The 26,731-nt window shown below is 29.6% G+C and carries 22 protein-coding genes and 1 tRNA gene; 11 read left to right on the plus strand and 12 right to left on the minus strand.

Annotated elements, in window-relative coordinates; all coding sequences use genetic code 11:
- Positions 1-73 precede the first annotated feature (73 nt).
- The 6 genes from IPM32_01745 (at position 74) to IPM32_01770 (ending at position 8,421) form a co-directional block, all read left to right on the plus strand.
- Entirely contained in the window at positions 74-694 is a 621-nt protein-coding gene (locus tag IPM32_01745; GenBank protein MBK8943969.1) for a TetR/AcrR family transcriptional regulator, read from the plus strand.
- A gap of 4 nt (positions 695-698) precedes the next feature.
- Complete coding sequence (locus IPM32_01750) at positions 699-2,039, plus strand: TolC family protein (GenBank protein ID MBK8943970.1); 1,341 nt, start codon at positions 699-701, stop codon at positions 2,037-2,039.
- Between the two features lie 16 nt (positions 2,040-2,055).
- Positions 2,056-3,162, plus strand: coding sequence for an efflux RND transporter periplasmic adaptor subunit (locus IPM32_01755; GenBank protein MBK8943971.1), 1,107 nt, complete (start codon positions 2,056-2,058; stop codon positions 3,160-3,162).
- Between the two features lie 12 nt (positions 3,163-3,174).
- A complete protein-coding gene (locus IPM32_01760) occupies positions 3,175-6,273 on the plus strand; it encodes an efflux RND transporter permease subunit (protein MBK8943972.1) in 3,099 nt (1,032 codons plus the stop codon).
- 8 nt (positions 6,274-6,281) lie between these two features.
- Complete coding sequence (locus IPM32_01765; GenBank protein ID MBK8943973.1) at positions 6,282-6,788, plus strand: hypothetical protein; 507 nt, start codon at positions 6,282-6,284, stop codon at positions 6,786-6,788.
- A 226-nt stretch (positions 6,789-7,014) separates the two neighbouring features.
- The gene (locus tag IPM32_01770) at positions 7,015-8,421 is read left to right on the plus strand and encodes an amino acid permease (protein MBK8943974.1); all 1,407 of its coding nucleotides are present in this window, start codon (positions 7,015-7,017) and stop codon (positions 8,419-8,421) included.
- Positions 8,422-8,473: 52 nt separating this feature from the next.
- On the opposite strand, the gene IPM32_01775 is transcribed toward IPM32_01770, so the two are convergent.
- The gene (locus tag IPM32_01775; protein ID MBK8943975.1) at positions 8,474-9,046 is read right to left on the minus strand and encodes a DUF2202 domain-containing protein; all 573 of its coding nucleotides are present in this window, start codon (positions 9,044-9,046) and stop codon (positions 8,474-8,476) included.
- A gap of 449 nt (positions 9,047-9,495) precedes the next feature.
- Between IPM32_01775 and IPM32_01780 the strand changes: the two genes are divergently transcribed.
- The 4 genes from IPM32_01780 (at position 9,496) to IPM32_01795 (ending at position 14,645) form a co-directional block, all read left to right on the plus strand.
- A complete protein-coding gene (locus IPM32_01780; GenBank protein ID MBK8943976.1) occupies positions 9,496-9,948 on the plus strand; it encodes a hypothetical protein in 453 nt (150 codons plus the stop codon).
- A gap of 104 nt (positions 9,949-10,052) precedes the next feature.
- Positions 10,053-11,159 (plus strand): hypothetical protein, encoded by a 1,107-nt coding sequence (locus IPM32_01785; GenBank protein ID MBK8943977.1) that lies wholly within the window; start codon positions 10,053-10,055, stop codon positions 11,157-11,159.
- 193 nt (positions 11,160-11,352) lie between these two features.
- Complete coding sequence (locus IPM32_01790; protein MBK8943978.1) at positions 11,353-13,260, plus strand: ATP-binding protein; 1,908 nt, start codon at positions 11,353-11,355, stop codon at positions 13,258-13,260.
- An 8-nt stretch (positions 13,261-13,268) separates the two neighbouring features.
- Positions 13,269-14,645, plus strand: coding sequence for a sigma-54-dependent Fis family transcriptional regulator (locus tag IPM32_01795; GenBank protein MBK8943979.1), 1,377 nt, complete (start codon positions 13,269-13,271; stop codon positions 14,643-14,645).
- Between the two features lie 74 nt (positions 14,646-14,719).
- On the opposite strand, the gene IPM32_01800 is transcribed toward IPM32_01795, so the two are convergent.
- The 8 genes from IPM32_01800 to IPM32_01835 form a co-directional block, all read right to left on the minus strand.
- Positions 14,720-15,058 carry a hypothetical protein gene (locus IPM32_01800; GenBank protein ID MBK8943980.1) on the minus strand — a complete coding sequence of 113 codons (339 nt, stop codon included), beginning with the start codon at positions 15,056-15,058 and terminating at the stop codon, positions 14,720-14,722.
- 226 nt (positions 15,059-15,284) lie between these two features.
- A complete protein-coding gene (locus tag IPM32_01805) occupies positions 15,285-16,064 on the minus strand; it encodes a hypothetical protein (GenBank protein MBK8943981.1) in 780 nt (259 codons plus the stop codon).
- The gene (locus IPM32_01810) at positions 16,051-17,583 is read right to left on the minus strand and encodes a response regulator (GenBank protein MBK8943982.1); all 1,533 of its coding nucleotides are present in this window, start codon (positions 17,581-17,583) and stop codon (positions 16,051-16,053) included. Before IPM32_01810 ends, IPM32_01805 begins: the two co-directional genes overlap by 14 nt.
- A 6-nt stretch (positions 17,584-17,589) precedes the next feature.
- A complete protein-coding gene (locus IPM32_01815; GenBank protein MBK8943983.1) occupies positions 17,590-19,053 on the minus strand; it encodes a HAMP domain-containing protein in 1,464 nt (487 codons plus the stop codon).
- 179 nt (positions 19,054-19,232) lie between these two features.
- The gene (locus tag IPM32_01820; protein MBK8943984.1) at positions 19,233-20,765 is read right to left on the minus strand and encodes a sel1 repeat family protein; all 1,533 of its coding nucleotides are present in this window, start codon (positions 20,763-20,765) and stop codon (positions 19,233-19,235) included.
- Positions 20,766-20,788: 23 nt separating this feature from the next.
- Positions 20,789-21,205, minus strand: a complete 417-nt coding sequence (locus tag IPM32_01825) for an ATP-binding protein (GenBank protein MBK8943985.1) — start codon at positions 21,203-21,205, stop codon at positions 20,789-20,791.
- A 136-nt stretch (positions 21,206-21,341) separates the two neighbouring features.
- On the minus strand, positions 21,342-21,551 hold the full coding sequence (locus IPM32_01830) for a cold-shock protein (GenBank protein MBK8943986.1): 210 nt from the start codon (positions 21,549-21,551) through the stop codon (positions 21,342-21,344).
- A 134-nt stretch (positions 21,552-21,685) separates the two neighbouring features.
- Positions 21,686-21,772 (minus strand) — tRNA-Ser (locus tag IPM32_01835).
- A gap of 148 nt (positions 21,773-21,920) precedes the next feature.
- Here IPM32_01835 and IPM32_01840 point away from each other — a divergent pair.
- Positions 21,921-23,741: a glycoside hydrolase family 13 protein gene (locus IPM32_01840; GenBank protein ID MBK8943987.1), complete on the plus strand. Its 1,821-nt coding sequence runs from the start codon at positions 21,921-21,923 to the stop codon at positions 23,739-23,741.
- A gap of 3 nt (positions 23,742-23,744) precedes the next feature.
- On the opposite strand, the gene IPM32_01845 is transcribed toward IPM32_01840, so the two are convergent.
- The 3 genes from IPM32_01845 to IPM32_01855 form a co-directional block, all read right to left on the minus strand.
- Complete coding sequence (locus IPM32_01845; protein MBK8943988.1) at positions 23,745-23,903, minus strand: hypothetical protein; 159 nt, start codon at positions 23,901-23,903, stop codon at positions 23,745-23,747.
- Positions 23,904-24,034: 131 nt separating this feature from the next.
- Positions 24,035-25,081, minus strand: coding sequence for a SusE domain-containing protein (locus tag IPM32_01850; protein MBK8943989.1), 1,047 nt, complete (start codon positions 25,079-25,081; stop codon positions 24,035-24,037).
- 24 nt (positions 25,082-25,105) lie between these two features.
- The gene (locus IPM32_01855; protein ID MBK8943990.1) at positions 25,106-26,725 is read right to left on the minus strand and encodes a RagB/SusD family nutrient uptake outer membrane protein; all 1,620 of its coding nucleotides are present in this window, start codon (positions 26,723-26,725) and stop codon (positions 25,106-25,108) included.
- Between the last annotated feature and the right edge of the window lie 6 nt (positions 26,726-26,731).

Below are 26,731 nucleotides of genomic sequence, written 5' to 3' on the forward strand. Positions count from 1 at the left end.
ATTACCTAACGGTAAGTAGCAAATTTCGATAGAAATTTATAATTTACCGAACGGTAAGTATAGGAATATGATAATGAGTGAAATTCAAGATAAATTAGTTTCGAGTGAAACAAAAAATAAAATATTTAATGCTGCGGCAGAATTATTTGCACGTGATGGTTTTTATAAAGTTTCGGTAAGAGAAATTTGCGAAGCGGCAAAAGTAACAAAACCGGTTTTGTATTATTATTTCAAGGACAAAGAAACTTTGCTTGAAGAATTAATGAAAGAAACTTATGCAAGGGTTGATGAACTTGTTGTTAAATATCTAAATGAAACTGATTGTTTAGAAATTTTACTTAAAAATCTCGTAAAACTTTATGTTGAATTTCTAACTTTTTATCCAAACTTAACAAGATTCTCTGCTTTTATTCAATCGACAAATGTTCCGAAAAGAATTTTGGAAATGAAATTAAACAGATACAAAACAGAAATGGGAAAACTAATTTCAATTTTAAAATTAAATCAAAAGTCTGGTATAATCCGAAAAGAATGTAACCCGGAAACTTTAGCTATTAATTTTATTGGAACAATCGTTATGTATATCGGTGAATTTTTAATTTTTAATTTATCCATAAAAGATGTAAACAAAAAACTTAACAATTTCGTTGAGTTTTGGATTAATACATTTATTATCAAAGATTTGGCGGAGTAATTTTATGAGAAATATATTTTTACTGTTTACTGTAATTTTATTTTTAAATGAAGCTAATTTTTCACAACAAAAAACAAAAAATATTATTGAGCTTTCTTTTAATGAAGTAATTGGTATTTCAAAATCCGAAAACTTATCGCTAAAATCAAAATTGCTTGAATATGAATATCAAAATCTGGAAGAGTGGAAATCATACTCAAATTTTCTTCCAAGTTTAACCTATCAAGGTTTAGCGACAAATAATTTAGAACTTCCAGTTTTTGTTTTTATGGGACAAAAATTTACCGTAGGAACAAAATTTGCATTTCAACATTCTTTAGATCTTTCTCTCCCAATATTTACGGGCGGATCAAGATGGTTTAATTTAAAGATTCAAAAAAACATAAGAAAATCTTTAAGTGAAGAATTGAAAGGAAAAGAGCAAGAAGTTGTACTTCAGTCATTACAAGCTTTTTACGGAATTATTTTAACCAATTCATTATTTAAAACAGCTTCAGAAGCAGTTGAAGTATCAAAACAAAATTTGGATCAAGTTAAAAAATATTATGAAGCCGGAACTGCAACAGAATTGGATTGGCAAAGAGCAAAGGCACAATACGCCGCTTCATTGCCGAATTTAGAAAAAGCTAAATCAGAAAAATTATTGGGAAAGCAAAGATTAAAATTTCTATTAAATATATCTCTGGACGATTCTCTTGTGATTACCGATTCTTTAGATCAAATAGATTTTTTGAATAATTATAAAAATTCTTCACTTGAAGAATTAAAAAAAATTTCTGAAGAAAATAGATTTGATATAAAATCTTTACAGTATAAGTTGGCTGCAACAAAGCAAGGAGAAAATATTGCACTTGGCAGTTTTACTCCAATTATTGCAGCTTCCGCAAATCTTGGGCACCAAGCTCAGTTGGAAAATTCTCATGTTATGTGGAATGATTATATCCGATCAAAATCAATTTCACTTTCAATGATTTGGCCTTTGTTTGAAGGGGGAAAGAAAATTCTAAATTATCAACAAGCAAAAATTCAAACTGAGCAAATGGAAATTATGCTTGAACAAGCTGATAAAGGAAGAATTTTAAATGTTGAAGAAAATTACTACATTTTTTCAGAATCAGTAAAAAATCTTGAAAGTTTGAAAGAAGCAATGATTCAATCGAAAGAAAGTTTGCGACTTTCAAATTTACTTTATGCAGAAGGAATGAGCACTCAACTTGATGTTTTAAATGCACAATTATTAAATACAACAAATCAAACACAATATTTTCAAGGTATTTTTAATTACAATGTAAGTCAACTAAATCTATTATACTCAATGGGTGTCTTGAATGAAATTTGGGAATAAATTTATAGAGGAAAAAATGAAAAAATTATTTTTGGTTTCCACAATATTTATACTATTTATATTTACTTCTTGCCAAGAAGAGACAAAACAAAAAAATGAAAAAATTGTTCCGGTAAAAGTTTTTAATGTAAAATTAGACAACATTGAAAACTTTGTAAAAGCAACGGGAACAATAACTGCGGGAGAGGATGTAATTGTTTATTCTAAAGTATCAGAAAAAATTATCAACATTTATGTAAAACCCGGAGATAGAATTTCGCAAGGACAAAATATTGCAGTTCAATATAATGCGCTGTTCAAGCAAAGTGTTGATGCTGCAGAAACATCTGTTAAATCTGCTCAAGCTCAACTTAATTTAGCATTACAAGAATTTAACAGAATTAAAAATTTATATGAGCAAAAGGCAATCAGCTCTCAGCAATTTGATCAAATAAAAACTCAATATGAATCTGCAGAATTAGGATTACAAGCTGCTAAAGTTCAATTGCAACAAGCAAAAGAGCAATTTGATAATAGTTTTATAAAAGCTCCATTTAGTGGAGTTGTTGCTTCTTTATATATTGAAAAAAATCAAATGCTTCCAGCCGGTTTGCCGGTTGCACAGATTATAAATTCCAATTCAATGAAAGCAAAAGTTAAAATTCCATCTTCAGAAATATCCGGAATATTTAAAGGTCAATCGGTTTCAATTGAGTTACCTTCCATTCCAAATAAAATTTATGAAGGAACGGTTGTGCAAATTGATCATGCAGTAGATCAGATTTCAAAAAATCTTCAAGTTGAAGTTTCCCTAAATAAAATACATCCCGAAATAAAATCCGGTATGTTCGGAGAATTTTTAATTAAGACTTCAATAAAAGAGAACAGAATAATTATTCCCGAAAATTCTATTCAAAGTAGAACGGAAGTTAAAATTGATAGAGAAACCGGAACTCAAAAATCAATTAAAAAATATTTTGTCTTTGTAATTAAAAACGGAAAAGCTGATTTAGTTGAAGTAAAAACCGGTATCAACAACGATGGAAGAACTGAAATAATTTCCGGGTTAAATGTTGGTGATACTATTGTTGTTGTTGGACATAATATTGTAAAGACTGGTGATAAAGTTAAAATTATTGATTAAAGTGAGCTAATTATGATATTAACAAAATTTTCTTTGAAACGACAAATAACACTCATAATGTTTTATGCTGTGGTTATTGGTTTTAGTTTATTTTCTTTTTCACAATTAAAAATAGATTTCTTTCCGGATATTCAATTCCCCATTGCCGGAATTATTACCAACTACTCTGGCGTTGGTCCGGAAGATATTGAGAATTTAATTTCACGACCAATTGAAGAAGCAGTATCATCCGTTAAAAATATTGAGAAAGTAAATTCTCAATCATTCAAAGGTGCGTCAATTGTAACTCTTGAATTTAAATACGGAACTGATATGAATCAAGCTGAAGCTGATATCAGAAAAAATTTAGATTATATAAGAGATTTTCTTCCGGCTGATGCAAATGAACCAATCACTTTTGTTTTCGATCCATCAATGAGTCCGATTATATTTTTAAATTTAAGCTCTGAATATCTTGGTTCAGCTGAGTTAAGAAGATTGGCTGAAGAAACAATAGAACCGTTGTTTGAAAGAGTTGACGGAGTTGCATCTGTTCAGACTCAAGGTGGTTTACAAAGACAAATTAATGTAAATCTAAATCCAACATTACTTGCCTCTTTTGGTTTATCTCCGGATGATGTTGCACAAGCAATTCAATTAGGCAGTGGACTTTTACCTGGCGGAACAATCGAAACCAATCAAAAAACTTATAATTTAAGAATCTTTAGCGAGTTTCGTACTTTAGACCAAATTAAAAATACTATTGTTACTCTGCGAGGTAAAGATCCCATACTAGTTAAAGATGTTGCAATTGTTGAAGATAGTTATAAAGATAACGCTTCTGAAGTACGTGCGGATTATGGTGAAGGTGTATTAATGTTTATTATGAAACAATCCGATGCAAATACTGTATTGACTTCAAGACGTGTTAAAGAAGCCATGCCAGATATTTTAGCAAGACTTCCTCAAGGTACAAAACTTACTTCATTGTGGGATCAATCAGATTTCATAATGCTTTCCGTAAATAATCTTAGCAATACCGCAATAATTTCTTTTGTTCTGGCATTTATTGTAATATACTTTTTCCTTCGCAATATTCGCGGAAGTATAATTATGGGAATTTCAATACCCCTTTCAGTAATTGTAACATTTGCAGTTATGTATGCATCAAATTTAACATTAAATATTATTTCTATGGCTGGACTTGCATTAGCTATTGGAATGCTGGTAGATAATTCAATCGTTGTTCTCGAAAATATTTACCGCCACAGAGAAATGGGCAAAAATAAATTTGATTCCGCTGATATTGGAACTTCTGAGGTCGGATTAGCAATTACAGTATCAACACTTACAACAATTGCAGTTTTCGTTCCGGTTTTATTTGTGCCAAATATTACCGGGCAGTTATTTAAAGATCTAGTTTTAACAATTACATTCAGTTTAATAGTTTCATTGATAGTTGCGTTAACAATTGTTCCACTAATGTCCGCTAATATTTTGCGTTTGGAGAAAAAAAATAAAGATGGGTTTATTGAATCCATAAAAAATAAAATTGGAATTTGGCTTGAAAAACTTTCACAAAATTACTCAACAATTTTAAATTGGTCCTTACTTCATAAAAAAACAGTTCTGGGAATTGTATCAATAATGTTTTTAATTTCTCTGGGATTAACAACATTTCTTGGCGGAGAATTTTTGCCAAAGAGTGATCAAGGATTTATTGATTTTCTAATGGAATCACCATCCGGAACGCCAATTGAAAAAACAAGATTGTATGCATATCAAATTGAAGATATCGTAAAAGAAATTGTTCCAGCTGATGCAATGGAATCTATAGCAATTTTTTATGGTGAACGTGAAGGAATTGGTGCTTTTGGAACTACTTCAAGTACAGTTGAAGCAATTATAAAACTCAAATCAAAAGAGGATAGAAAAATTACACAATTCGAAATCCAAGATTCTTTAAGAAAAAGACTTGATGATATTCCCGGTGTAACATATTTCTTTCAAGAGGGTGCAACATTTTCAACAGAAAAGGATATTGAAGTAAAAATAATTGGATTTGATACTGACGGGGCAAAATCCATTGCAAATCAGTTAAAAAGTAAATTTGAAAAAGTTCAAGGATTTGTTGATATAACTCTAAATACAAAAGAAACAACTCCAGAGTTACAAGTTCACCTTAACAAAGATGTAATGAATGATCTTAAACTATCCGGATTATCTGTTGCAAGTAATATTTCAACAGCTATGCAAGGAAAAGTAATTTCGCAATACAGAGAAAAAGGTGATGAATTCGACATTAGAATTCAATATGATAAAAAATATCGCAATCAAAAATCAATGATTGAAAATATGCAAATTCCTTTGATGAATGATGAAATGATTCAACTTAAACAAATTGCAAATGTTACTGAAGAAGAATCTTCGCCAACAATTTTTAGAGAAAATCAAAGCAGATATATTTCTGTGGGAATTGCACTTTCCGGAATTGATTTATCACAAGCAGTTGATGAAGTTAATAAAATTGTTTCTGAAACTGCAATCCCTTCAGAGTTTCAAGTTATAATTGGAGGCACTGCAGAAGATCAACAAGAAGCATTTTTCTATTTAACATTAGCTTTCATTGCTGCAATTCTATTGGTTTATATGATTATGGCAGCACAGTTTGAATCATTTGTGGATCCGTTTATTATTATGTTCACTGTACCACTTTCTGTAATCGGAGTTTTCTTTTTCCTTTTTATTACCGGTACAAGTATAAGCGTTATGGCTTTAGTCGGATTAGTAATGTTAGTAGGTATTGCAGTAAATAATGGTATTGTTTTGGTTGATTATATAAATCAATTAAGGAAACAAGGAAAAGAATTATACGAAGCAGTTAAAGATGCATGCGCTGCAAGAATGCGCCCGGTTTTAATGACAGCATTAACAACAATTTTGGGAATGGTTCCCTTAGCTTTGGAATTTGGTTCCGGTTCTGAAACTTGGACACCATTAGCACGTTCAGTAATTGGCGGATTAACAACTACCACTTTGTTAACATTAGTTGTTATTCCAATTTTATATATTTTATTTGAAAAATTGGAAGTTAAAATAAAGACTAAATGGAAAGCTAGAAAAGTTAAATAATTGTATAAATGGAAACTGAATTAGAAAATAAAATTATGACATCTTATAAGGATGAGCTAGTTGAATTCTTAAAATCTCATCCTGAATTTTTTGATGAGGCAATTGAATTGGCTGTTTCCGATAAACAACCGTATTCATGGCGTTCAGCTTTTTTACTTTTTGATTGTATGGAAGAAAATGATTTTCGAGTTCAAAAACATTTAAAGAAAATTATTAATTCATTTGAAAATAAAAAAGACGGTCATCAAAGAGAGTTGTTAAAGATTTTACTAAAAATGGAAATAAATAAAAAATATGAAGGTAAAATTTTTAACATTTGCATGAATTTGTGGGAGCATATTGATAAAGCTCCTTCAGTAAGAATTACTGCTTTAAAGTTTATAATAAAAATTGCAAGAAAACATAAAGAATTATCTGAAGAAATTACTTATATAACTCAAGACCATTATTTACAGACATTATCGCCCGGAATAAAATGTTCTGTTGAAAAATTAGTACAAGAAATAGCTACATAGAAACCCAAATATATTTCAAATTTATAAGTATTTATGATCTTTTAAAAAATCGGTTTTTTTTAAATATTTACTTTTAATTTTTTAAAGATTTCTCAATCCATATTCTGCGTGCTTCAAAAAAACTGTTTTACTTTTGACCTTTGACTTTTTACTTCAAAAATTTGCAATATGGATTTTTAATAAATTTCATTAAATTCAAATAGAAATAATAAATCCTAAAAATTGCATGAAAAATTCATCTCCAAAAACAGAATTAATTAGAAGTCTAACTCTAACTGCATCAATAATGATAGTTGCGGGTTCAATGATTGGTTCTGGGATCTTCCGCAAACCGGCAACAATGGCTGGACAATTAGGCTCGCCGGAATTGTTAATTATAATTTGGATTATCGCCGGTATCATAACGTTTATTGGTGCGTTAGTAAATGCTGAAATTGCCGGAATTATTGATTCAACCGGAGGACAATATGTTTATTTTAGAAAAATGTACGGAGATGGAATTGCATTTATTTATGGATGGTCCGTGCTTTCTGTAATTCAAACTGGAAGCCAAGCAGCAATTGCATATGTTTTTGGTGAGTACTTAGGGTATTTTATTAATTATCCTCAATTAAGTCAAAGCTGGCAAGATTTTTCATTTTACATGCCATTAGTTGGTGATGTTCATCCGTTTTTTGAATTTGGTCCAAAAGCTGTTGCAATAATTTGTATTATATTTCTAACAACTGTGAATTATTTTGGAGTAATATTTGGCGGAATAGTTCAAACAATTGTAACAATTATAAAAATTGCTTCAATAGTTTTATTAGCATTTTTGTTAATTACATTTGGAAACGGCTCATTCTCAAATATTAATACGGGTTTTACAATTATTCAAAATACATCCGGAGAATTGATTACTGCAATTGGACTTGCACTTGCCGGAGCTTTTTGGGCTTATGATGGTTGGAATAATGTTACATTTATTTCCGGTGAAATGAAAAATCCACAGAAAAATATTCCACTCGGTTTACTTTATGGAACATTAATTGTTATGGCAGTTTACGTTATTATTAATATTGCTTACTTATATATTTTACCAATCGATGTTATGAAGGAATCTCCTCTTGTTGCAGCTTCTGCAATGGAAATTATTTTTGGTTCAGCTGGTGCTTCAATTATTTCAGTTGCTGTTATAGTTTCTACATTCGGAGCTTTAAATGGAAGTATTTTAGCTTCAGCACGTGTTCAATTTGCGATGGCAAAAGATAATTTATTTTTTAATTTTCTCGGTAAAGTCCATCCTAAATTTGGAACGCCGCACACATCTCTAATAATACAAGGGTTATGGTCAAGTGTACTAGTTCTTTCCGGTTCATTTGATACAATTACCGATTATGTAATTTTTGCCGCTTGGTTATTTTATATGCTTGGAGCTTATGGGGTAATTATTTTACGAAAGAAAATGCCAAATGAAAACCGACCCTTTAAAGTTTGGGGTTATCCTTATCTTCCATTAATATTTGTTGGATTTTCACTATTATTTTTAATCAATTCTGTTATTTCAGATTCCGAAGATGCCGCAATGGGATTAATTTTAATTTTATCCGGATTGCCATTTTATTTTTATTGGAAGTATTTTGCAAAGAAATAAGAAAACCTCCCCAAGGAGGTTTTCATTACTAATCATGAGGAACTAATCAACTCTATCTTCGTCCTCTGCCTCTCCCTGTGCCCCTTTCTGCTTCAGAAGTGACAATCGTCTGAAATTGTTCATCATCTAAATATTGAGCTTTATATGAAACATTTTGCGTATTCAAATTTTTTACAAATGCTCTTAAATGATTTCTCGAACCTCTCATCAAATTATTATAAACAAATGTTATATCTTCACTATCAACTTCATCAAGATATTTTTCTAAATCCAAAATATCAATTTCTTCAATAGCAGCACCAATTTTAAGTGCTTCAACTAATGAAACTTTACCTTTTTCAACTAATGAATTATATAAAGTTTGTAAATCGGAATTCTGAAAAACTCCTATTTCATCGTTCACAACCGGATCTTCAATTTCATATTTATCTAGTATTGTTTTTATTGCATTTGTATGTTTTTGTTCACTCTTTGCAATATTGCTAAAAACATTTGCATTCCAAGTTTCATATAAAACTAAATAAACATCTCTTGCTAATTTTTCTTCTTCGCGCATAAATTTTAATCCCTCCAATTCAGTTGGACTAACATCCTCAATAGCCATATTTTTTAGGATGGTTTCCATATCGTCGGAATAATTATCATTTGTTGATTCAACTGGTGAATTGCATGCAGAAATTAAAAATATTGAGGTCAATGTAATTGCTAAAATTTTTGATAGATATTTTTTTACATTTTTCATTTCGTATTCTCCTTTTTCTGCTTGATTGACAATTGCTGTGCCAAACAAAAAAATTCATTTTTGAATTTTATTTTACACAAACAAAAATTTGAAATAAAAATATCGACTGGTTTGTCGAACAAAACGACGAAAATGTTGACGATTCTTTGGGGGAAAATTTTTTATTAGAATGGAGAAAAAATGAATTGTTACACTTTTTTAAATATGTTCGTTTTTTATTAGTTAAACCAACTTTTTAAAATAAAAAAATTTTTGATTTTGCAATTTCGATCAAAAAATAATTTGGCATAATTGTTTATATATTTTATTTATGCAAATAAATTGAGGGAAATATGAAAAAAAAATTTACACTTTATTTAATACTTTTCGGATTTTTAACTTTAACAACAATACAGTTTGCACAAGATTCTTCATCAGCAAAAAATAAATCCGAAGTAAAAAACACCAATCAAAAACAAAATCAGCACGGTAGAAATTTTGTTGATAATGATGGAGATGGTTACAACGATAACGCACCGGATCATGACGGCGATGGAATTCCAAATGGTATAGATGATGATTATAATGCAAATGGTAGAAAAGGTTTTGTTGATCTTGATGGAGATGGAATAAATGATAATGCTGCAAACGGAAAAGGTTTTGGAGCGAGAAACGGAATGCATTCAACAAAAGGTTTAAATAAGAATGCTGTTGGTGCACAAAATGGCAATAATAATGGAAATGATAACTCTGATGGAACTTCTTCCGGGAAAATGAGAAAAGGTAGAGGCGGAAGAGGTAATTAATAAATCAAACTTCTAAACAAATTGAACTTATTTTCTGAATCCGTTTTAAACGGATTCAGAGTAAAAATTTGAAAATTTTTCTGAAGTTTATAAAAAGTATTTTTATGGCAAATTACAAAAATTATAATATTGTATTGATGGCAATTTTATTGTTATCATCTGAATTATTTGGGCAATGGAATTTTAGTTTATCAACTCAGCAAGAATATTCTGATAATCCATTTCATTCGCCAGTTCCAGTTTCCACTTTAATCAGCACATTTGATCTTGGAATAGAATATAAGCATGAGACTTTAGGAATTGGATATTACGGCGATTATACAATTTTCCATGAAATTGCAGAAAGAAATTATTTTTGGCATCAGATTGGTTTTTGGAATTCTGCTAATGATCTTATTTACGGGCTCTATTTTGAACAAAGAAAAAATAATATTGAATATGAATTGTATAATTACACAAATTACAACGCTTATCTGAGATACAAATTTCAATTTTCGGATATTAATATTTTTTCAAAGGCATCTTTAAGTGTTACAAATTATTCATATCTAACTGACTTAGATAATTTATTGGGTTCAATTGGAATTGGTTTTAATAAAAGTTTTGAAACAAAAACAACAATTATTGGTGGTGTAAATTTTAATTACAAAAATTATTTTGAAACAAATCTTAATGATCCTCTACTAATTGGTGATAGTTTGGAACAATCTTTTTCATCAAGTGTATTCACAAATCAATTAAATTTTTATGGCAGAATTGCTCAATCCGTTTCGGAAAATACTGGATTAGCTTTTCAATATTCACATCAAAATATTGTTGGAGGAACGGCAAAATATGTTCGTCAACTAGATTATATTTACGGCGATGAATCGCAATATTTTGACGATCCGGTTAGTTATGAAAGTAATACTATTTCCGCACAAATAACTCAACTTTTTGGCGATGGATTTTCTCTTAAAGGAATATATTCTTTCACTCAAAAAGAATATCCATCACAAGGAATTTATTTAGATCCGGAATTTTTTGATTCAACAATTTTAAGAAAAGATGATCAATCGCTATTAAGATTTACATTATCAAAAACATTTGAATTTGCTCAAAGTAATATTGATGTTTCCTTATCATACTTAGCAATTAATAACTTATCTAATAGCTATTGGTATAAATACAAAAACAGTCAGTTTAATATTGGTTTTGATTATCAATTTTAAGATGATATTTTTCAAAAAACTATTATTGTTTTGCAGATTAAAACATTTTAAATTCATGTAACAATAATTACTTAATGTGAATTTTTTAAATAAAATAAATCTCCAACCAAAAAGTTTTATTCTAATATTTATTGTTGTTGCCATTTTGGTAATCACATCATCTTTGTTTGAGTATTATCAAAGCAAAAAAGAAATGTATAATTTAATGGCAGAACAAGCTCATTCACTTTTGGAAACAACTTTAGTTTCGTCAACAAATGCTCTATATTCATATGAATCGCTTGAAACTGAACTTAAGAATAGACTTTTGAATAATGCTAATTTTGTAAAACTACTTTATGAAGAAAACAAAATTACTAATGTTGTTTTAAAGAATATTGCTGAACAAAATAAAATTTTTAGAATTAATATTTTTAACAATTCTGGTGAAAAATTATTCAGTAATCATGAAAATATTCATACTGATTTAATTCAAAAGTTTGATCCAAGAGAAGAACTTGCACCAATATTTAATGGAATAATCGACACAATTTTTTTAGGAGTAAAACAAGCTAGATTTGAAGATGATTACAGATTTGCTTTAGCAATTTCAGCAAAAAACAGAAGTGCAATTATTTTAAATTTTGATGCAGATGAAATTCTAAATTTTAGAAAACAAATCGGTTTTGGAAGTTTGTTAAAAAAACTTTCTGAAAATAAAAATCTAGTTTATGCAGCTTTACAAAATGATGAAGATATTTTAGCTGCTTCCGGAAATGTTAGCAATTTAGAAAATATTGATGAATCTGAATTTCTGCAAAAATCACTTTCTGATTCAGCATTTGCTTGGAGAGTTATTGATCTTGATTCAACTCAAATCTTTGAAGCAGTTCATCCATTTGCGCATAATAAAAAAATAATTGGAATTTTTAGATTAGGAATTTCTCTTGATCCATTAAAAAAAATAAATCAAAATGTAATAAGCAGATTAATTGTAATTGGAATAATTTTATTTATTCTTGGCTCACTGTTACTGATTTATATTTTTACTTTGCAGAATTTTGATTTGCTTCAGAAAAAATTCAAAGTTTTTGAAGGTTATTCGAACAAAGTTATTCAAAATGTAAGCGATGGCGTTATTGTACTTGACGAAAAAAATTTCGTTAAAATTATAAATTCTTCTGCAAAAAAATTATTTCATATTACTGATCATTTTGATTATAAAAAGAAATTTGATGAAATTATTTCTTCAAGTGAAATAAATAATTTTGCTAAAGCCCCAATTGGTTTAAGTCAAATTGAAAGTTCAATTAATAATCAAAAAAAATATTTGCTTGTTTCAAAAAGTGAATTTTTAACCGAAAATAATTTATCGAATACAATATTAGTAATAAGAAATTTAACTCAACAAAAATTATTGGAAGATCAATATCAGCGTAAAGAAAGACTAATTGCCATGGGAGAACTCGCTTCCGGTGTTGCTCATGAAATCAGAAATCCGTTAAATACAATAAGCACAATTACACAGCAGCTAAATAAAGATTTTGAACCTATTCAGAGAAGTGAAGAATTTCATTCACTTGCAAGTTTAGTTGCAAAAGAAGTAAAAAGAATTAATGAAACAATAAATAGTTTTTTAAGATTTGCAAAGCCGGAAAAAATATCCATTGCAGAATTTCAGTTATCAGATTTAATTAATCAAATTGAAAGTCAATATAAATCAATGCTGAATGAGAAAAATATTAATTTTGAAAAGAAAATGAATTGGGATGGAATTGTAAATTGGGATAGAAATCAAATTCAGCAAGCAATTATGAATTTAATTCAAAACTCCTTTGATGCTATTGAAAATAAGGGAGAAATAGTTTTAAGAATTTCAAAAGAAGAAAATGAACAAATTAAAATTGAAATAATTGATAGTGGACAAGGTATATCAAAACATATTTTAAATAAAATTTTTAATTTATATTTTACCACAAAAGCAAAAGGTACCGGTATTGGTTTAAGTTTAGTTCAAAGAATTATCTTTGAACATGGCGGAACAATTTTGATTGATAGCGAAGAAAGTAAAGGCTCAAATTTTTCAATTTTGCTGCCACAATTTCCAATTACAAATAATTGAAAATATTTATGAAAAAATTATCTATACTTCTTATTGATGATGAAGAAACTCAATTAGAATCTTTAAAAAGTTTTTTAGTTAGAAGGGATTACGAAGTTTTTACTGCTTCTGATGGAAATAAAGGATTCAGTATTATTCAAACAAAATTAATAGATGTTGTTTTAACTGATTTCAGAATGCCGAATTGGGACGGATTTACTGTTTTAAAAAAAGTGAAAGAATTTAATCCGGAAATTGATGTTGTTGTAATTACAGCATATGGAAGCGTTGAAGATGCAGTAAATATAATGAAAGCCGGAGCATATGATTATTTATCTAAACCTATTGATTTGGATGAACTTGAAAATTTATTAAATCGGATTAAAGAAAAAAGATTTTTGATTTCTGAAAATAAATTATTGAAGCAACAACTTGAAGAAAAATTCAAATTTGATTCTATTATTTCTGAAAGCGGAATTATGCAAGAAGTTTTGAATACTGCTGCGCGTGTGGCAAATAGTAAAGCATCAGTATTAGTAAGAGGTGAAAGTGGAACCGGGAAAGAACTAATTGCCCGCGCTATTCATTTTGCAAGTCCGCGAAAAGAAAAACCATTTGTTACTGTAAATATTTCTTCACTTTCTGAAAATTTATTGGAGAGTGAATTATTCGGTCATGAAAAAGGTGCGTTTACTGGTGCAACAAATTTAAGAATCGGAAGATTTGAAGAAGCTAATGAAGGGACTTTATTTATTGATGAAGTCGGAGATATTCCGTTGCAAGCACAAGTAAAACTTTTGCGCGCAATTCAATTTAATGAGATACAAAGAATCGGCGGAAATAATACAATAAATATTGATGTAAGAATAATAACTGCTACGCACAGAAATCTTGAAGAAATGATTAAGAATGGTGAATTTAGAGAAGATTTATTTTACAGATTAAATGTTGTTTCTATATGTCTTCCAAAATTAAAACAAAGAAAAAGTGATATCCCGATTTTGATTGATCATTTTATTAAAAAACATTCTAATATAAATCAGAAAAATGTAAATTCAATTTCATCCGAAGCATTGGATGTGTTGATGAAATATGATTATCCTGGAAATATTCGTGAATTGGAAAATATAATTGAGCGAGCGGTTGTGTTGTGCAGAAACGATTATATTTCAAAATCTGATTTGCCGAATTTGATTAATAAAATTTCTGAGAAAAAAATTTTTGATACTTCGAATTTGGAAGATGGATACGAAAATAAAGTTAGAGCATTTGAAAAAGAAATTATTTTAGAATCATTAAGCAGAACTAACGGTAATAAAAGTGCTGCAGCAAGATTATTGGGCATTAGCGAAAGACATTTAAGATCTAGATTGGAAATATTAAATATAAAATTCTCAAAAGATTAGATTATTTTTTACTTTATTTTTAAAATAAAAAAGAGAAGCAACCGCTTCTCTTTTATTTTCAATTTGATATTTAATTATTTTCTGCCGGATCTTTTTGCTGTTCCTTTTGAACCGGACCCATCGCAAACACCAGTTCCATTACCAGCTCCATTTCCTTTTCCGTAACCAGAACCGTCTTGAGGTTGAACTTTTGCTCCGCTGCCGTCTTTAATTCCGTAACCTTTTCCAGCACCCTTGCCTTGGTTTCCAGTTCCAACATTATCACAAATACCATCGCCATCTGCATCAACCCAATTTGGACCATGAACTACATCACCGGTAATCGGCACATCAATATCTTCTTGTGCAAAAATTGGTGATGATAATAATGTTACTACTAATAACATTGCTGCAAGATTAATTATACTTTTCATTTTTTTCTCCTTTGTTTTTTATTGAGTGATATGCTCCAAACAAAGAAATATTTATGCCAAAATTTATTGTTCAAATATTGATAAGAAAATAATGTTTTTTGAAAAGCAATAAAACGAAAATTACTTATTGGTCGTATATTTCGCCGTGGTTGTCGAATCTTAAAAAAATGCTAACCAAAAATTTTTTTTTTGATTAGCACTTTTACATTTGTGAGAAGATTTATTTTTAGAGTACCAAAGTATGCTTAATAGTTTTATTTGAATCTGACATATCAAAATTATTTCCGGTAATAGAATTTACAAATAATGCACAGCCCTCTAATTTTACAATTCCTAAATTTTCTGATAGCCAAACATTTGCTTTATAATTTTGAATTTTGCTATTCAATAAATTATTCATATCCGGAATATTAATAGTTACTGTATATTCAATTTTTATTGATGGAACTTGTTCTGATTTATTATTTAGTAAAATATTTTCTTCGCCTAAATATTTCGCAGTTAGTGCAAATACCTTAAATCTAGCTGTGCCCATTACAGCATAAGCTTTGTAAACTTCCCATTCTTTATTTTGAACAAGCGGAAAATCAAGAACTTTGAAAACTTCATCTAATTCAAGTTTTACCGTTATGCCTAATGAATCCGGAATTAAATCAGAAGTTCCCGTTGTATCTGAAAAAATTTCTACAGAATTATCTGTTACTTTTATTTTTGTTTGTAGATTTATTCCATGAAGGAAATTATAAATTTCACTGCATACAAAATAATCAGATTCAATTTTATCAACGTGTAAAGTTCTTTGTCCAATTTCTACATAATTTTCAGAATTGTTATCAAGAGTATCAACTTTGTAAATAAAAGATTTTCCAATTTCAATTGGAAAAAATTTAGAAATTTCTTCAGCATTATTATTTGTTTCCGGATCAGTTGTATTTGTTGAATTATCTGAACAACTAATTAATAGCGAAAGTATTACCGCAAAAATTATTTTATTAATTAATTTCATTTTTTATTTCTTTGCTCCCTTTATAAATATTATTGCTGTTTGTACTGGAAAATTTTATACTAAATTTGGTTCCAATTCCTTTCTTACTTTTAACTTGAATAAATGCATCGTTTAATTCACAATATTTTTTTACTAATGCCAAGCCCAAACCATTTCCGTCAAACTTTCTTTTATATCCGGTTTCTTCTTGTGTGAAAGGTTCAAAAAGTGTTGGAAGAAATTCATCAGAAATTCCAATTCCCGTATCTTGAATATCAACACTCAAGTTTCCATTTTCATCATTGTACACAACTATTTCTACATGACCCTCTTTGGTATATTTCAAACCGTTATCTATTAGATTAACGAATAATTGAGAAAGTGAATATTTATCACCCAAAATATTTGTTTTCTCAGCACTGTTAGTAAACTTTAATTCCAAACCACGCTGCTTTGCAGTATGTTTAAATTCCTCATAAAGATTATTTAAAATATCTTCTACCAAATCTATTTGTGTTCTAAATGTTTCAAAAGTTCCGGACTGGAACTGCGCCATATTAAGAATTGAATCTATAGTTCGTGTTAATCTTCTGCTTCCCAAATCTATAGCATGAAATAATTCTTTGTAAGTTGTCGCATCGTCTTGATTCAATTCATTTTGCAATAGTGAGATATAACTTAGAATTGTATTTATTGGAGTTCTAATTTCGTGTGACATTCCAGCTAAGAATTCGGTTTTTAATCTATCTGATTCTTCAGCTTTTTCTTTTGCTCTAATTAACTGAGCTTGGAATTGTTCTTGGATAGATACATCTTCAATTGTTCCATCGAAAAATACTCCATTCTTTTCTGCTTTTATAAGATTTCCGTTTATACTTACAGTAATTAACGAACCATCTTTCTTTTTTACAATTTGTTTATTGCTGCTTATTGCGCCTTCAAATTTTATTTTATCTATCAAATGATTCCAAGCTTCAATTCCATTTTGCAGTAATGAATAAGTCGGAACATTTAACAACTCGTTTGAATTCGCAAAGCCGAGAATTTTAACTAATGCCGGATTAACTAAAACCAATGTACCATCAATTTTAGTTCTAAAAATTCCCATAGTTGAATTTTGTACTAAACTTCTAAAACGAGCTTCATTTTCTCTTAACTTAGCTTCCATTTTGTGTTTGTACAATGCCATTTCTATAGTGGTATTTAGTTCTCTTTCTTCAAATGGTTTTATTAGATATCCGAAAGCATCAGAAACTTTTGCTCTTTGAAGTGTTGGTTCATCTGCATTTGCAGTTAAATATATTACTGGGATATCTGAAAAAGATCTAATTTTTGTTGCTGTTTCAATTCCATCAATATCACCTTGAATCATTATATCCATAAGTATAAGATCTGGTTCTTCTCTTATTGCATTTTCAATTGCCATTTGCCCGTTTGAAACTATTCGCATTACTTCATATCCCATTGCTTTTAGGCGCTCGGCTATTTCCATTGCAATAATAATTTCATCTTCAACAACAAGAATTTTTGCTTTATCCATAATTACTTAACTCGCTTTAGCATATTTGGGATCTTCGAAAACAAGTTTTACTGTAGTTCCATTTTTATTATAAAATTCTACTTTTCCGTTTAATTGAATTGTTAAATTGTTTACCAATCTTAAACCAAGTGAATCAGATTCTTCAATCTTTAGATTGCTGGGTATTCCCTTTCCATTATCGCTTATTTTCAATATTAGTTTATTATTTTCATTGTGACCCATATCAATTCTTATTTCACCACTAGCTTCATTATCAAAGCCGTGCTTCAACGAATTTGATATTAATTCATTTATTATTAATCCGCAAGGAACAGCAGTATCAACATTCAATTCAATGTTTGCAATATTTGTTTTAAGTTTTATTTTATTTTGGTTTACACCATAGGATTGGAATAAATAGTTCGTTAATTTTTTTACATACTCTTTAAAATTTATATTTGCCAAATCATCTGATTGATACAATCTTTCGTGAATTAAAGCCATTGATTTTACTCTATTTTGACCTTCTCGAAACATTTCTAAAGTTAAGGGATCGGTAATTTTTTTCGATTGAAAAAAGAATAGACTTGAAACTATTTGTAGATTGTTCTTTACTCGGTGATGAATTTCTTTGAGCAAAACTTCTTTTTCTTCGAGAGATTTTCCAATTTCTTTTTCAGCTTTTTTTCTAACATCATTTTCTTTTTGTAAAGATTTTAAAGCTCGTTCAAGTTCAACAGTTCTATCAACAACGCGTTGCTCCAATTCTTTATTTATGATTTCCATTTCAACAGTTGTGCCAGCAATTTTTTCTACCATTTCATTAAATGAATTTGCCAAATATCCAACTTCATCATTGCTTACAACTTCTGCTCTTTGTGAATAATCTCCATCTCTAATTTTATTCACTGTACTTACAAATTTTGTCAATGGTTTTGTAAAATACATACCAATGAAATAGACAAGAACACTGCCTACCAAGAATAAAATCAAACTTACAATACCAATATTGAATCTAAGCTCTTCAATTTTATCATAAACCAATCTTAATGAATAACCAATATAAATGTTCCCAACGGTTTCACTTCCCATTAAAATTGGAGCATGGATTTTCATTATTTCCCATCGTTTTGAAATTCCATTTCCTTCATTTTTTGTATAATTATTCATCACTGCAGTAAAATAGTTAAAATCAAAAAAGAGTGAATCAGCTTTTTCTATAACCACATATCTAATTTCTTCATTTTTAATTAAGGATTCTATTTCATCAACGGATGTATTATTTTCTTCTAAATATAAACCCGATGAAATTCCGTAAGCTGCAATTTTTGCAACAGAATTTGCTTTTTCTCGCAAACTTTCAATTCTTTCTTGCTCAAATTTTTCTGGGAAATAAATGAATATGAATAACGAAAATAATCCCAATAAGATTGTGAAAAGGGATGTGAGTTTAAACTTTAACGAAATATTTAATTTGAATTTCTGTTTCATATTTTAATTTTAGTGCATAAATCTTTTTACTCAAAAAACCTAAATACATAAAGAATTATATAATTTAGGTTTTAGTAAACTTTCTAAAATGTTTATTATACTATCGAATAAGAAACTAGTAAATTGAGGGAGAAATGATTAATTATTAGAAAGAAAAATTATTTTAATTTTTAATTTTTCTAATTTATAAATATTTGGAATTCCTCATCATTGGGTCTAAGTGAATCATACATTTTTCTTAGCGAGTTATAAGCGGCTTCGTTTCCTCTTCTTGCAGCTTGTCGGTATAATTTTGCGGCTTCTGTTTTATTTATTTTTACGGCAATTCCTTGTTCATAACAATTTGCCAAAGCTGCTTCGGCTAATACCGATCCTTTGTTTGCAAATTCCATTAATGTTTTTAGATGCTCAGAATTTGAACTATCTTTGTCAGAATTAATTTTAAGAAATGCTAATCTTACTTCAGCTTCGCTGCTACCAAGTTTTACAGCTTTTTCAAAATATTCGATAGCTTTTAAAGAATCTTTCTTAACTAAAATTCCGGTGTAATACGCTAAACCTAATTCAATTATTGAATTTATATGATTTTGTTTATCTGCTTTTTTTAACAAATCAAATGCTTCGGTTTCGGTTAGTGAGTAGTCCATTCCCAACGCAATTAATCCAGCCCAAATATACATTGCATCTGGATTATCATTTTTAACTTCATTTCGCAAATAATTATAAAAATTATTACTTCTAGAAATTTTTAATAGTGGTTCCGCAGCTTTAAAGGATCCTAGTCTAAAAGCTTTTAAATAATTTGCTGCTGCCAATATTTTATTTTTTTCAATTCCAATTCCTTGATCAAAGAGTTTAGCATTAATTAACAATGCTTCTGGACTTCCCGAAGTTGCCGCATAATCTATTAAACCCAATGCGGATGTATCTTTTATTTCATCTTCATATTCATTTGAATTAATATTTAGTATTTTTTTAATTTCATTTTTCTTAGAAGTTAAAATTTCATTTAGATATTTTCTTTCTTCATCTTCATTTAATGTATCGGCCTTAAAATCAAAATAATCCAAGTTGTAATCTTCAAGTGTAAATGAATTATCACTGATTTTTGTTTCCGGTTTTACATTTTGATAGTTAGTTGAATCATTTGCAATAACAATTCCGTTTTTCTTGAATTCGTCTAAAACAAGTTTCGCTTCCTCAAATCCTCTATCAGCTGACTTTTTCAACCATTTATATGCTTCATCTAAATTTTTATTAACAACAAGATTATCTGTATGAAGTAAACCAAAGATATACTGGGCTTGCTCCATTCCGCTTTCAGCAGCAACTTTAAAATTGTTAAATGCTTTAAAAGGATTCCATTCTATTCCAATTCCATTACTTAACATAATTGCATAATTAAAATTTGCTGCAGGTAAATTTTTAGATGCAGCTAAGCCAATCCATTCTGCAGCTTTTATAGAGTCAACTGGCACACCAATTCCGAGAATATATCTAATTCCCAATTCATGCTGCGCAAATGGATCTCCGCTTTTTGCTTTTTCTGTTAGAACAAATGCAGCAGCTAAATTATAGTTTGGATATTTGGGTTTGATAAGTGGTGTTTTATATTGCAGACCAGTTTTCTTTATAACTTCGCTTTTTACATTTTCTTGAGGGAAAAGAATAGTTGGAATTAAGAGTGCAACAAAAATTATTTTTTTAAACATATTCCGGTTAAAAGACTTTAGCATTATTTAAGGTTTTTAACCATTGTGAAAATATTTTTGTTCCCTTCTCTTAAATAATTTGTTTCATCCATAAGTTGTTCAATTATAAATAATCCCATTCCACCTTCAGGTAAACTTTCAATATCATTTGGATCAAAATCAAGTGTAGGTTTATTTAAATTTGATCGTTCAATTCCGTAATCGGTTAAAATAATTTTAAATATTTTATTTTTCACTTCCATTGAAATTTCAATAGTGTTATTTTCTTCTCCTTTATAAGCATGCTTAATTATATTATTTAGAGCTTCAGCAATACTTAATTCAATTTCTCTAATGGAGTTATCGGAAATTAAATGATCTTCACAGAAAGTTTTAGTAATAAAACAAACTGAATTAACATTTTTATATTCACTATTTATTATAAATTTTTTAGAGTTCATTAAAATTTTACTTTAGAAGCGAAAAGTTTTTAATTATCGAAAATATTATTTCAAAAATATAATATTTAATCAAAGTTGACAAAAAAAATCCAGCAAAAAGCTGGATTGAAAAAAATGCGTGAAAAGGAAGTCAAAATTATAAAACTTTAACGTCTTGAGCTTGCGGACCTTTTTGTCCTTCGCCAACGGTAAATTCTACTTTTTGTCCTTCTTTTAAAGATTTATAACCGTCTCCAACAATAGATTTGAAGTGAACAAATAAATCTTCACCTTCGGATTGTTGAATAAAGCCATAACCTTTAGAATTGTTGAACCATTTTACGGTTCCTTCTTTACGCTCTGCCATTTTACAGCTTTCCTTTAAATAATGATAAAACTAGGAGTTGAACAGAGCTTCAAAATAACCAGAAAAACAAGATACTACCTTGAAAATTGCTGATCAACCACTTACTTATTAAATAACTTCTTACGAAGTTATTGCGGAGAGTTAGGGATTCGAACCCCAGAAGGACGTAAATCCTTAACGGTTTTCAAGACCGCCGCATTCAACCACTCTGCCAACTCTCCAAAATTTAACTATCGAAAATTAGCTAATTTTCTTAAGTAAAGAGTTAAAAACTAAATATTTTTTTTAACAAGACCAAGAAAAATAGAAAAAATAGCAACCATTTTTTGTAATTTTATTTATATAAAAATTATAAAAAGAGGTGTTTGTATGAAAAATTTATCACTTCTCCTTACTTTTATTCTACTTTTTACTTTTTCCTGCTCAACACAAACAAAACCAAAAATTGATAGAGTTCCAAATTGGGCAAAATCTGCAGTCTGGTACCAAATTTTTCCTGAAAGATTTAATAATGGAGATAAGTCAAATGATCCAAAACCACTTGATTTAGCGGGAGGTTGGCCTTATGAAATTCCGGAAGGCTGGCAAAATCACCCTTGGACATCTGATTGGTATAAACTTCAACCTTGGGAAAATAATGGAAAAGATTTCTACTGGAATGCCGGAGTAAGAAGATATGGCGGTGATCTGCAAGGAATTTTAGATAAGTTAGATTACTTAGTTGATTTTGGAATAAATGCGATTTATTTAAATCCAGTTTTCGAATCTCCTTCGCTTCATAAATATGATGCGACAATGTATCATCATATTGACAATAATTTTGGACCCAATCCAGAAAAAGACAGAGAAGTTTGGGAAACCGAAAATCCATCAGATCCAAAAACCTGGAAGTGGACAACTGCAGATAGTTTATTCTTAAAGCTTATTGAAGAAGCTCATAAAAGAAATATAAAAATTATAATTGATGGAGTTTTCAATCATGTTGGAAATACATTTTGGGCATTTCAAGATGTTGTGAAGAATCAAGAAAAATCTAAATTCAAAGATTGGTTCACAATAAAAACTTTTGATAACCCTGAAACTGCGGAAAAAGAGTTTGATTACCAAGGTTGGCTTGGTGTTAAAGATCTTCCGGAAATTAAAGAAGATGAAAATGGATTAATTGATAACGCAGCAAACCATGTTCATAATATTCTTAAAAGGTGGATGGATCCAAATAATGATGGAAATCCAGAAGACGGAATTGATGGCTGGCGACTTGATGTTGCTGAAATGGTAAATCATCCTTTTTGGCAAAAGTTTAGAAATTGGGTTAAAGAAATAAACCCAGATGCATACATCACAGGTGAAATTTGGTGGGAAAATTGGAAAATAAATAAAATGATGAATGCTTCGCCTTGGTTGCAAGGAGATCAATTTGATGCCGTTATGAATTATAGATTTGCTGAAGCTGCAAAGAATTTTATCAGCGATCAAAAAAATAAAATTTCTTCACAAGGATTTATTGATTCTATAAATATTATCAGAAAAGATTATAATAAAGAAAATCTATATGTTTTGATGAATATTCTTGGAAGTCATGATGTTGAAAGAATAGCATCATTAATTGTAAATCCAGATTATTGGTATGATCATAATGCAAATCCAGCTCAAAGAGAAAATTTTGATGTAAGAAAACCAAATGAATCCGAAAGACAAAAACAAAAACTTATGGTTGGTTTGCAAATGACTATGCCGGGAGCTCCAATTGTATATTATGGTGATGAAGCCGGCATTTGGGGTGGAGATGATCCTGATTGCAGAAAGCCAATGATTTGGCCAGATTTGAAATATGAAACTGAAACAACTCATCCTTTTGGAAAATCAAGATCATTTGATGTAGTAAAATTTGATTCTTCACTTTATAATTGGTACAAAGAATTAATTAAAATAAGAAAAAATAATATTGAACTGAGTCTTGGAGATTTGGAATTTCTGAATATTGATGATAAAGATGTTATTGGGTTCCAAAGAAATTACGAAAACAGAAAATCGATAATATTAGTTAACAGTATAAATTCAGTGAAAAGTATAAATATAAAATCTGAATCAAATAGTTTAACAAATATAATTGATCAAAATGAATTTACAAATAAAGATTCTAATTTTACTTTTGAATTAAAACCATTTGAAATTAAAATTCTTAAGTAATTATTAAAAAATTGCGTATATAAATGGAGCTAAAGCTGAACCTTGAGTAAGAACTATTAATGCACCTAATAGTACCAAGAAAAAAACAATTGGCAGAAGCCACCATTTTTTTCTTACTCTTAGAAATTCCCAAAGTTCTTTAATTGTGGAAAGTTTGCTCATAAAATCTATTTTTAAATGAGTTGAAAAATATTAAAAACTATTTAAATAAATAATGAAATTTCGTTGAAAGTTATTTTTCTTTAAAATAAAAAAGACTGCCTATTATGACAGTCTTTTTTTTATAAACTATGTTAATTTTTTTTTACTGTATAAGTAAGATTTACCGGATCAAATCTAATCGTGTAATTACCAGCTTCAGAAAGTGCAATATTAGAACCGCCAGCTGATAGAGTTCCATCAGTACCGCCATAATTTACATCCCAGCCATTATTTGCTCTAAATTTAAATTCGCCAGCATTGAAATCGCCAGTAATTTCCCACATTTTTCTTTGACCATTATAGAACATATCAACATCAACAGACCAATCAAAAGGAGGAACTGAAGAACCAATAATTCCCCAATCATCAGTTTTTGTTAAGCTAATTGTTAAAGCGGAAACATCAGCTGTAATTTCATATGTTCCAGCTTCAACCTGTAAATTGCTTCCTTTTGCAACTAAGGTTCCTGAATAGTTATTTCCATCTTTTGTTAAAGAACCACCCCAATCGTTATCCCAATTTGCAGCTGGTGTAATCTTAAAATCAACAGTTGGATTATCTGCATCGACAAATCTAATAATTCCTTGATAGACTGAATTGAAACCATATGAATAAATTCTTCCGTTATCTGCACCCGGTGACCAACCTTGATAAGCGCCTGGTACATAAGCTATTGGATAATCAATGATAGTTTCAAATGGAATAAAAACTTTTGATTTTACATTAGAAGTAACAACTTCATTTGCAGTAACAGAAGCCAAAACACGATAGTAAACTGTTGCATTTTGACCAATTGAATTATTCCAAGATAGCAGTAAATTGTTAATATCACTAACTTTTGCTGTTCCTTCTGTATTTTGAGTAGTTATAAGAGTAGCAACATTATTTGAAAAATCATTTACAGGAGACAACTCCAATTTATAAGTTGTTGATGAAGCAAAACCAAAATCAGCTGCAGTCCAGGTAAATGTAAGAATTCCATTAGCATTAGCCATGTTAAAATCACCGGTAAATGATAAATCAGCTAAAGTTGGTTCAGTTGGATCAGAACTCATCACAACTTCGCTTATATCGCTTTCGCATGAGACTATCAAAAGCCCAAGCAAAACAATTAAAGAAATTAATTTTATTTTTTTCATTTTTATATTCCTTAACAATAATTTTTAATAGCCTTCATTTTGAACTAAATTAGGATTGGCATTTAGGTCATTTATTGGAATTGGATATAAATCTCTAAAACCACCGGTTGCTGTACCTTCTTTAGTTTTCCCTTTCCATTCCCAAACATAATTGCCGTCTGAAAATTGGCCAAAACGAATTAAATCAGTTCTTCTATGTGCTTCCCAATATAATTCACGAGCTCTTTCATCCAATAAGAAATTTAACGTTAAATCAGAATTTGTAATATTTCCCGAAGTGTTTCCATAAGCACGTTGTCTTAAAGCATTTACGTATCCAACTGCGGTTGCAACATCTCCACCGCCGCCTCTTAATACGACCTCAGCATACATTAAATATGCATCTCCCAAACGAAACATTGGGAAATCTGTACTAACAAATGTTGCATGAGCATTTGGAGCTGCTCCACCGGTTGAAGTAACATTTTTATATTTCGTAACACCAATGCCTTGAGTAAAAGTACCAACATTTTCAATTTCCCATTTCCAACTTGCATTATCAAAAAAGAACATTCCTCTTGTATCAGCACCGTGAAATTGAGTTGTTGAAGCGAAGTCACTTTCACTAATATTGAATTTTGTAACTAGATCACTAATTGTTCTAATACCTCCCCATCCACCATCTATTCCATTCAATGGCATACCGCCACCGTTGGATGCGTGAAGCAGAAATGTCATACCACCGTATTGCTGTGTGTTTTGTCCATCAAAAGCAATTGGGAAAATTAATTCTGTACTTGTGCTGTTATCTGCACTAAATAGTCTGCTATAATTATTATCAATTGTGTAACCGCCAGAAATCACTTTATTTATATATGTTAATGCTTCTGCATATTTTGCTGAACCAGTATAAACTTCTGAATTCAAATACAGTTTAGCTAATAAGAACCATGCTGCACCTTGATCAGCTCTTGCATATTCATTTTGTCTTGCAGGAATTAGTTCGATTTCAATTGCTTTAAGTTCGCTTTCAATATAATTGAAAAGGTCAGCTCTTGTTATTCTCTTTGGAAAAAATGCTCCAGGTAAATCGGCTTCTGTAATAAATGGAACATTTCCAAACATATCAATTGCATGCCAATAAGATAGCGCACGTAAAAATCTGGCTTCTGCTTTAAATGCTTTAAGATCATTTGCAAATGTTCCGCTAGCAGAACCGATTTTTGCATCAACATTTCTGATAAATTCATTACTTATCGTTACTGTGTAAAATATTCTGGAATAAATTGCCGCAATAAAAACATCATTGGGTGACCATGTTTGCCAGTGAAAATCCTTAATTGTAGCATCATCCCAAGCAATTAATGCTTCATCTGTAGAAAGTTCTTGTAAACCCCAATATTGGCGAATATAATTTCCAAAGTTTTCATCAATACCAGCAATATCAGCACTACCGCCGCCGCCGCCAGTTTGACCACTAACTGCATAGCTTGCATAGATTTTTGCCAAAGCTTGTTTATAAGCCGCTTCATCCTTAAATACTTTATCTTGAGTATTTACATTCGGATCGATTGGTTCCACATTCAAATCATCAACGCAAGAAGACGAAAAGAATGCAGTAATCAATACTACTGTAATTAGAAATATATTTTTTATTATTTTCATTTTTTT

This window comes from Ignavibacteriota bacterium, assembly GCA_016716225.1.
Classification (GTDB): domain Bacteria; phylum Bacteroidota; class Ignavibacteria; order Ignavibacteriales; family Melioribacteraceae.

Bases quoted from the DNA above. Each gene is read 5' to 3' on its own strand.
- IPM32_01745 (MBK8943969.1), top strand. From the start codon at position 74: ATGAGTGAAATTCAAGATAAATTAGTTTCGAGTGAAACAAAAAATAAA.
- IPM32_01750 (MBK8943970.1), top strand. From the start codon at position 699: ATGAGAAATATATTTTTACTGTTTACTGTAATTTTATTTTTAAATGAA.
- IPM32_01755 (MBK8943971.1), top strand. From the start codon at position 2,056: ATGAAAAAATTATTTTTGGTTTCCACAATATTTATACTATTTATATTT.
- IPM32_01760 (MBK8943972.1), top strand. From the start codon at position 3,175: ATGATATTAACAAAATTTTCTTTGAAACGACAAATAACACTCATAATG.
- IPM32_01765 (MBK8943973.1), top strand. From the start codon at position 6,282: ATGGAAACTGAATTAGAAAATAAAATTATGACATCTTATAAGGATGAG.
- IPM32_01770 (MBK8943974.1), top strand. From the start codon at position 7,015: ATGAAAAATTCATCTCCAAAAACAGAATTAATTAGAAGTCTAACTCTA.
- IPM32_01775 (MBK8943975.1), bottom strand. From the start codon at position 9,046: ATGGAAACCATCCTAAAAAATATGGCTATTGAGGATGTTAGTCCAACT.
- IPM32_01780 (MBK8943976.1), top strand. From the start codon at position 9,496: ATGAAAAAAAAATTTACACTTTATTTAATACTTTTCGGATTTTTAACT.
- IPM32_01785 (MBK8943977.1), top strand. From the start codon at position 10,053: ATGGCAAATTACAAAAATTATAATATTGTATTGATGGCAATTTTATTG.
- IPM32_01790 (MBK8943978.1), top strand. From the start codon at position 11,353: ATGTATAATTTAATGGCAGAACAAGCTCATTCACTTTTGGAAACAACT.
- IPM32_01795 (MBK8943979.1), top strand. From the start codon at position 13,269: ATGAAAAAATTATCTATACTTCTTATTGATGATGAAGAAACTCAATTA.
- IPM32_01800 (MBK8943980.1), bottom strand. From the start codon at position 15,058: ATGAAAAGTATAATTAATCTTGCAGCAATGTTATTAGTAGTAACATTA.
- IPM32_01805 (MBK8943981.1), bottom strand. From the start codon at position 16,064: ATGAAATTAATTAATAAAATAATTTTTGCGGTAATACTTTCGCTATTA.
- IPM32_01810 (MBK8943982.1), bottom strand. From the start codon at position 17,583: ATGGATAAAGCAAAAATTCTTGTTGTTGAAGATGAAATTATTATTGCA.
- IPM32_01815 (MBK8943983.1), bottom strand. From the start codon at position 19,053: ATGAAACAGAAATTCAAATTAAATATTTCGTTAAAGTTTAAACTCACA.
- IPM32_01820 (MBK8943984.1), bottom strand. From the start codon at position 20,765: ATGTTTAAAAAAATAATTTTTGTTGCACTCTTAATTCCAACTATTCTT.
- IPM32_01825 (MBK8943985.1), bottom strand. From the start codon at position 21,205: ATGAACTCTAAAAAATTTATAATAAATAGTGAATATAAAAATGTTAAT.
- IPM32_01830 (MBK8943986.1), bottom strand. From the start codon at position 21,551: ATGGCAGAGCGTAAAGAAGGAACCGTAAAATGGTTCAACAATTCTAAA.
- IPM32_01840 (MBK8943987.1), top strand. From the start codon at position 21,921: ATGAAAAATTTATCACTTCTCCTTACTTTTATTCTACTTTTTACTTTT.
- IPM32_01845 (MBK8943988.1), bottom strand. From the start codon at position 23,903: ATGAGCAAACTTTCCACAATTAAAGAACTTTGGGAATTTCTAAGAGTA.
- IPM32_01850 (MBK8943989.1), bottom strand. From the start codon at position 25,081: ATGAAAAAAATAAAATTAATTTCTTTAATTGTTTTGCTTGGGCTTTTG.
- IPM32_01855 (MBK8943990.1), bottom strand. From the start codon at position 26,725: ATGAAAATAATAAAAAATATATTTCTAATTACAGTAGTATTGATTACT.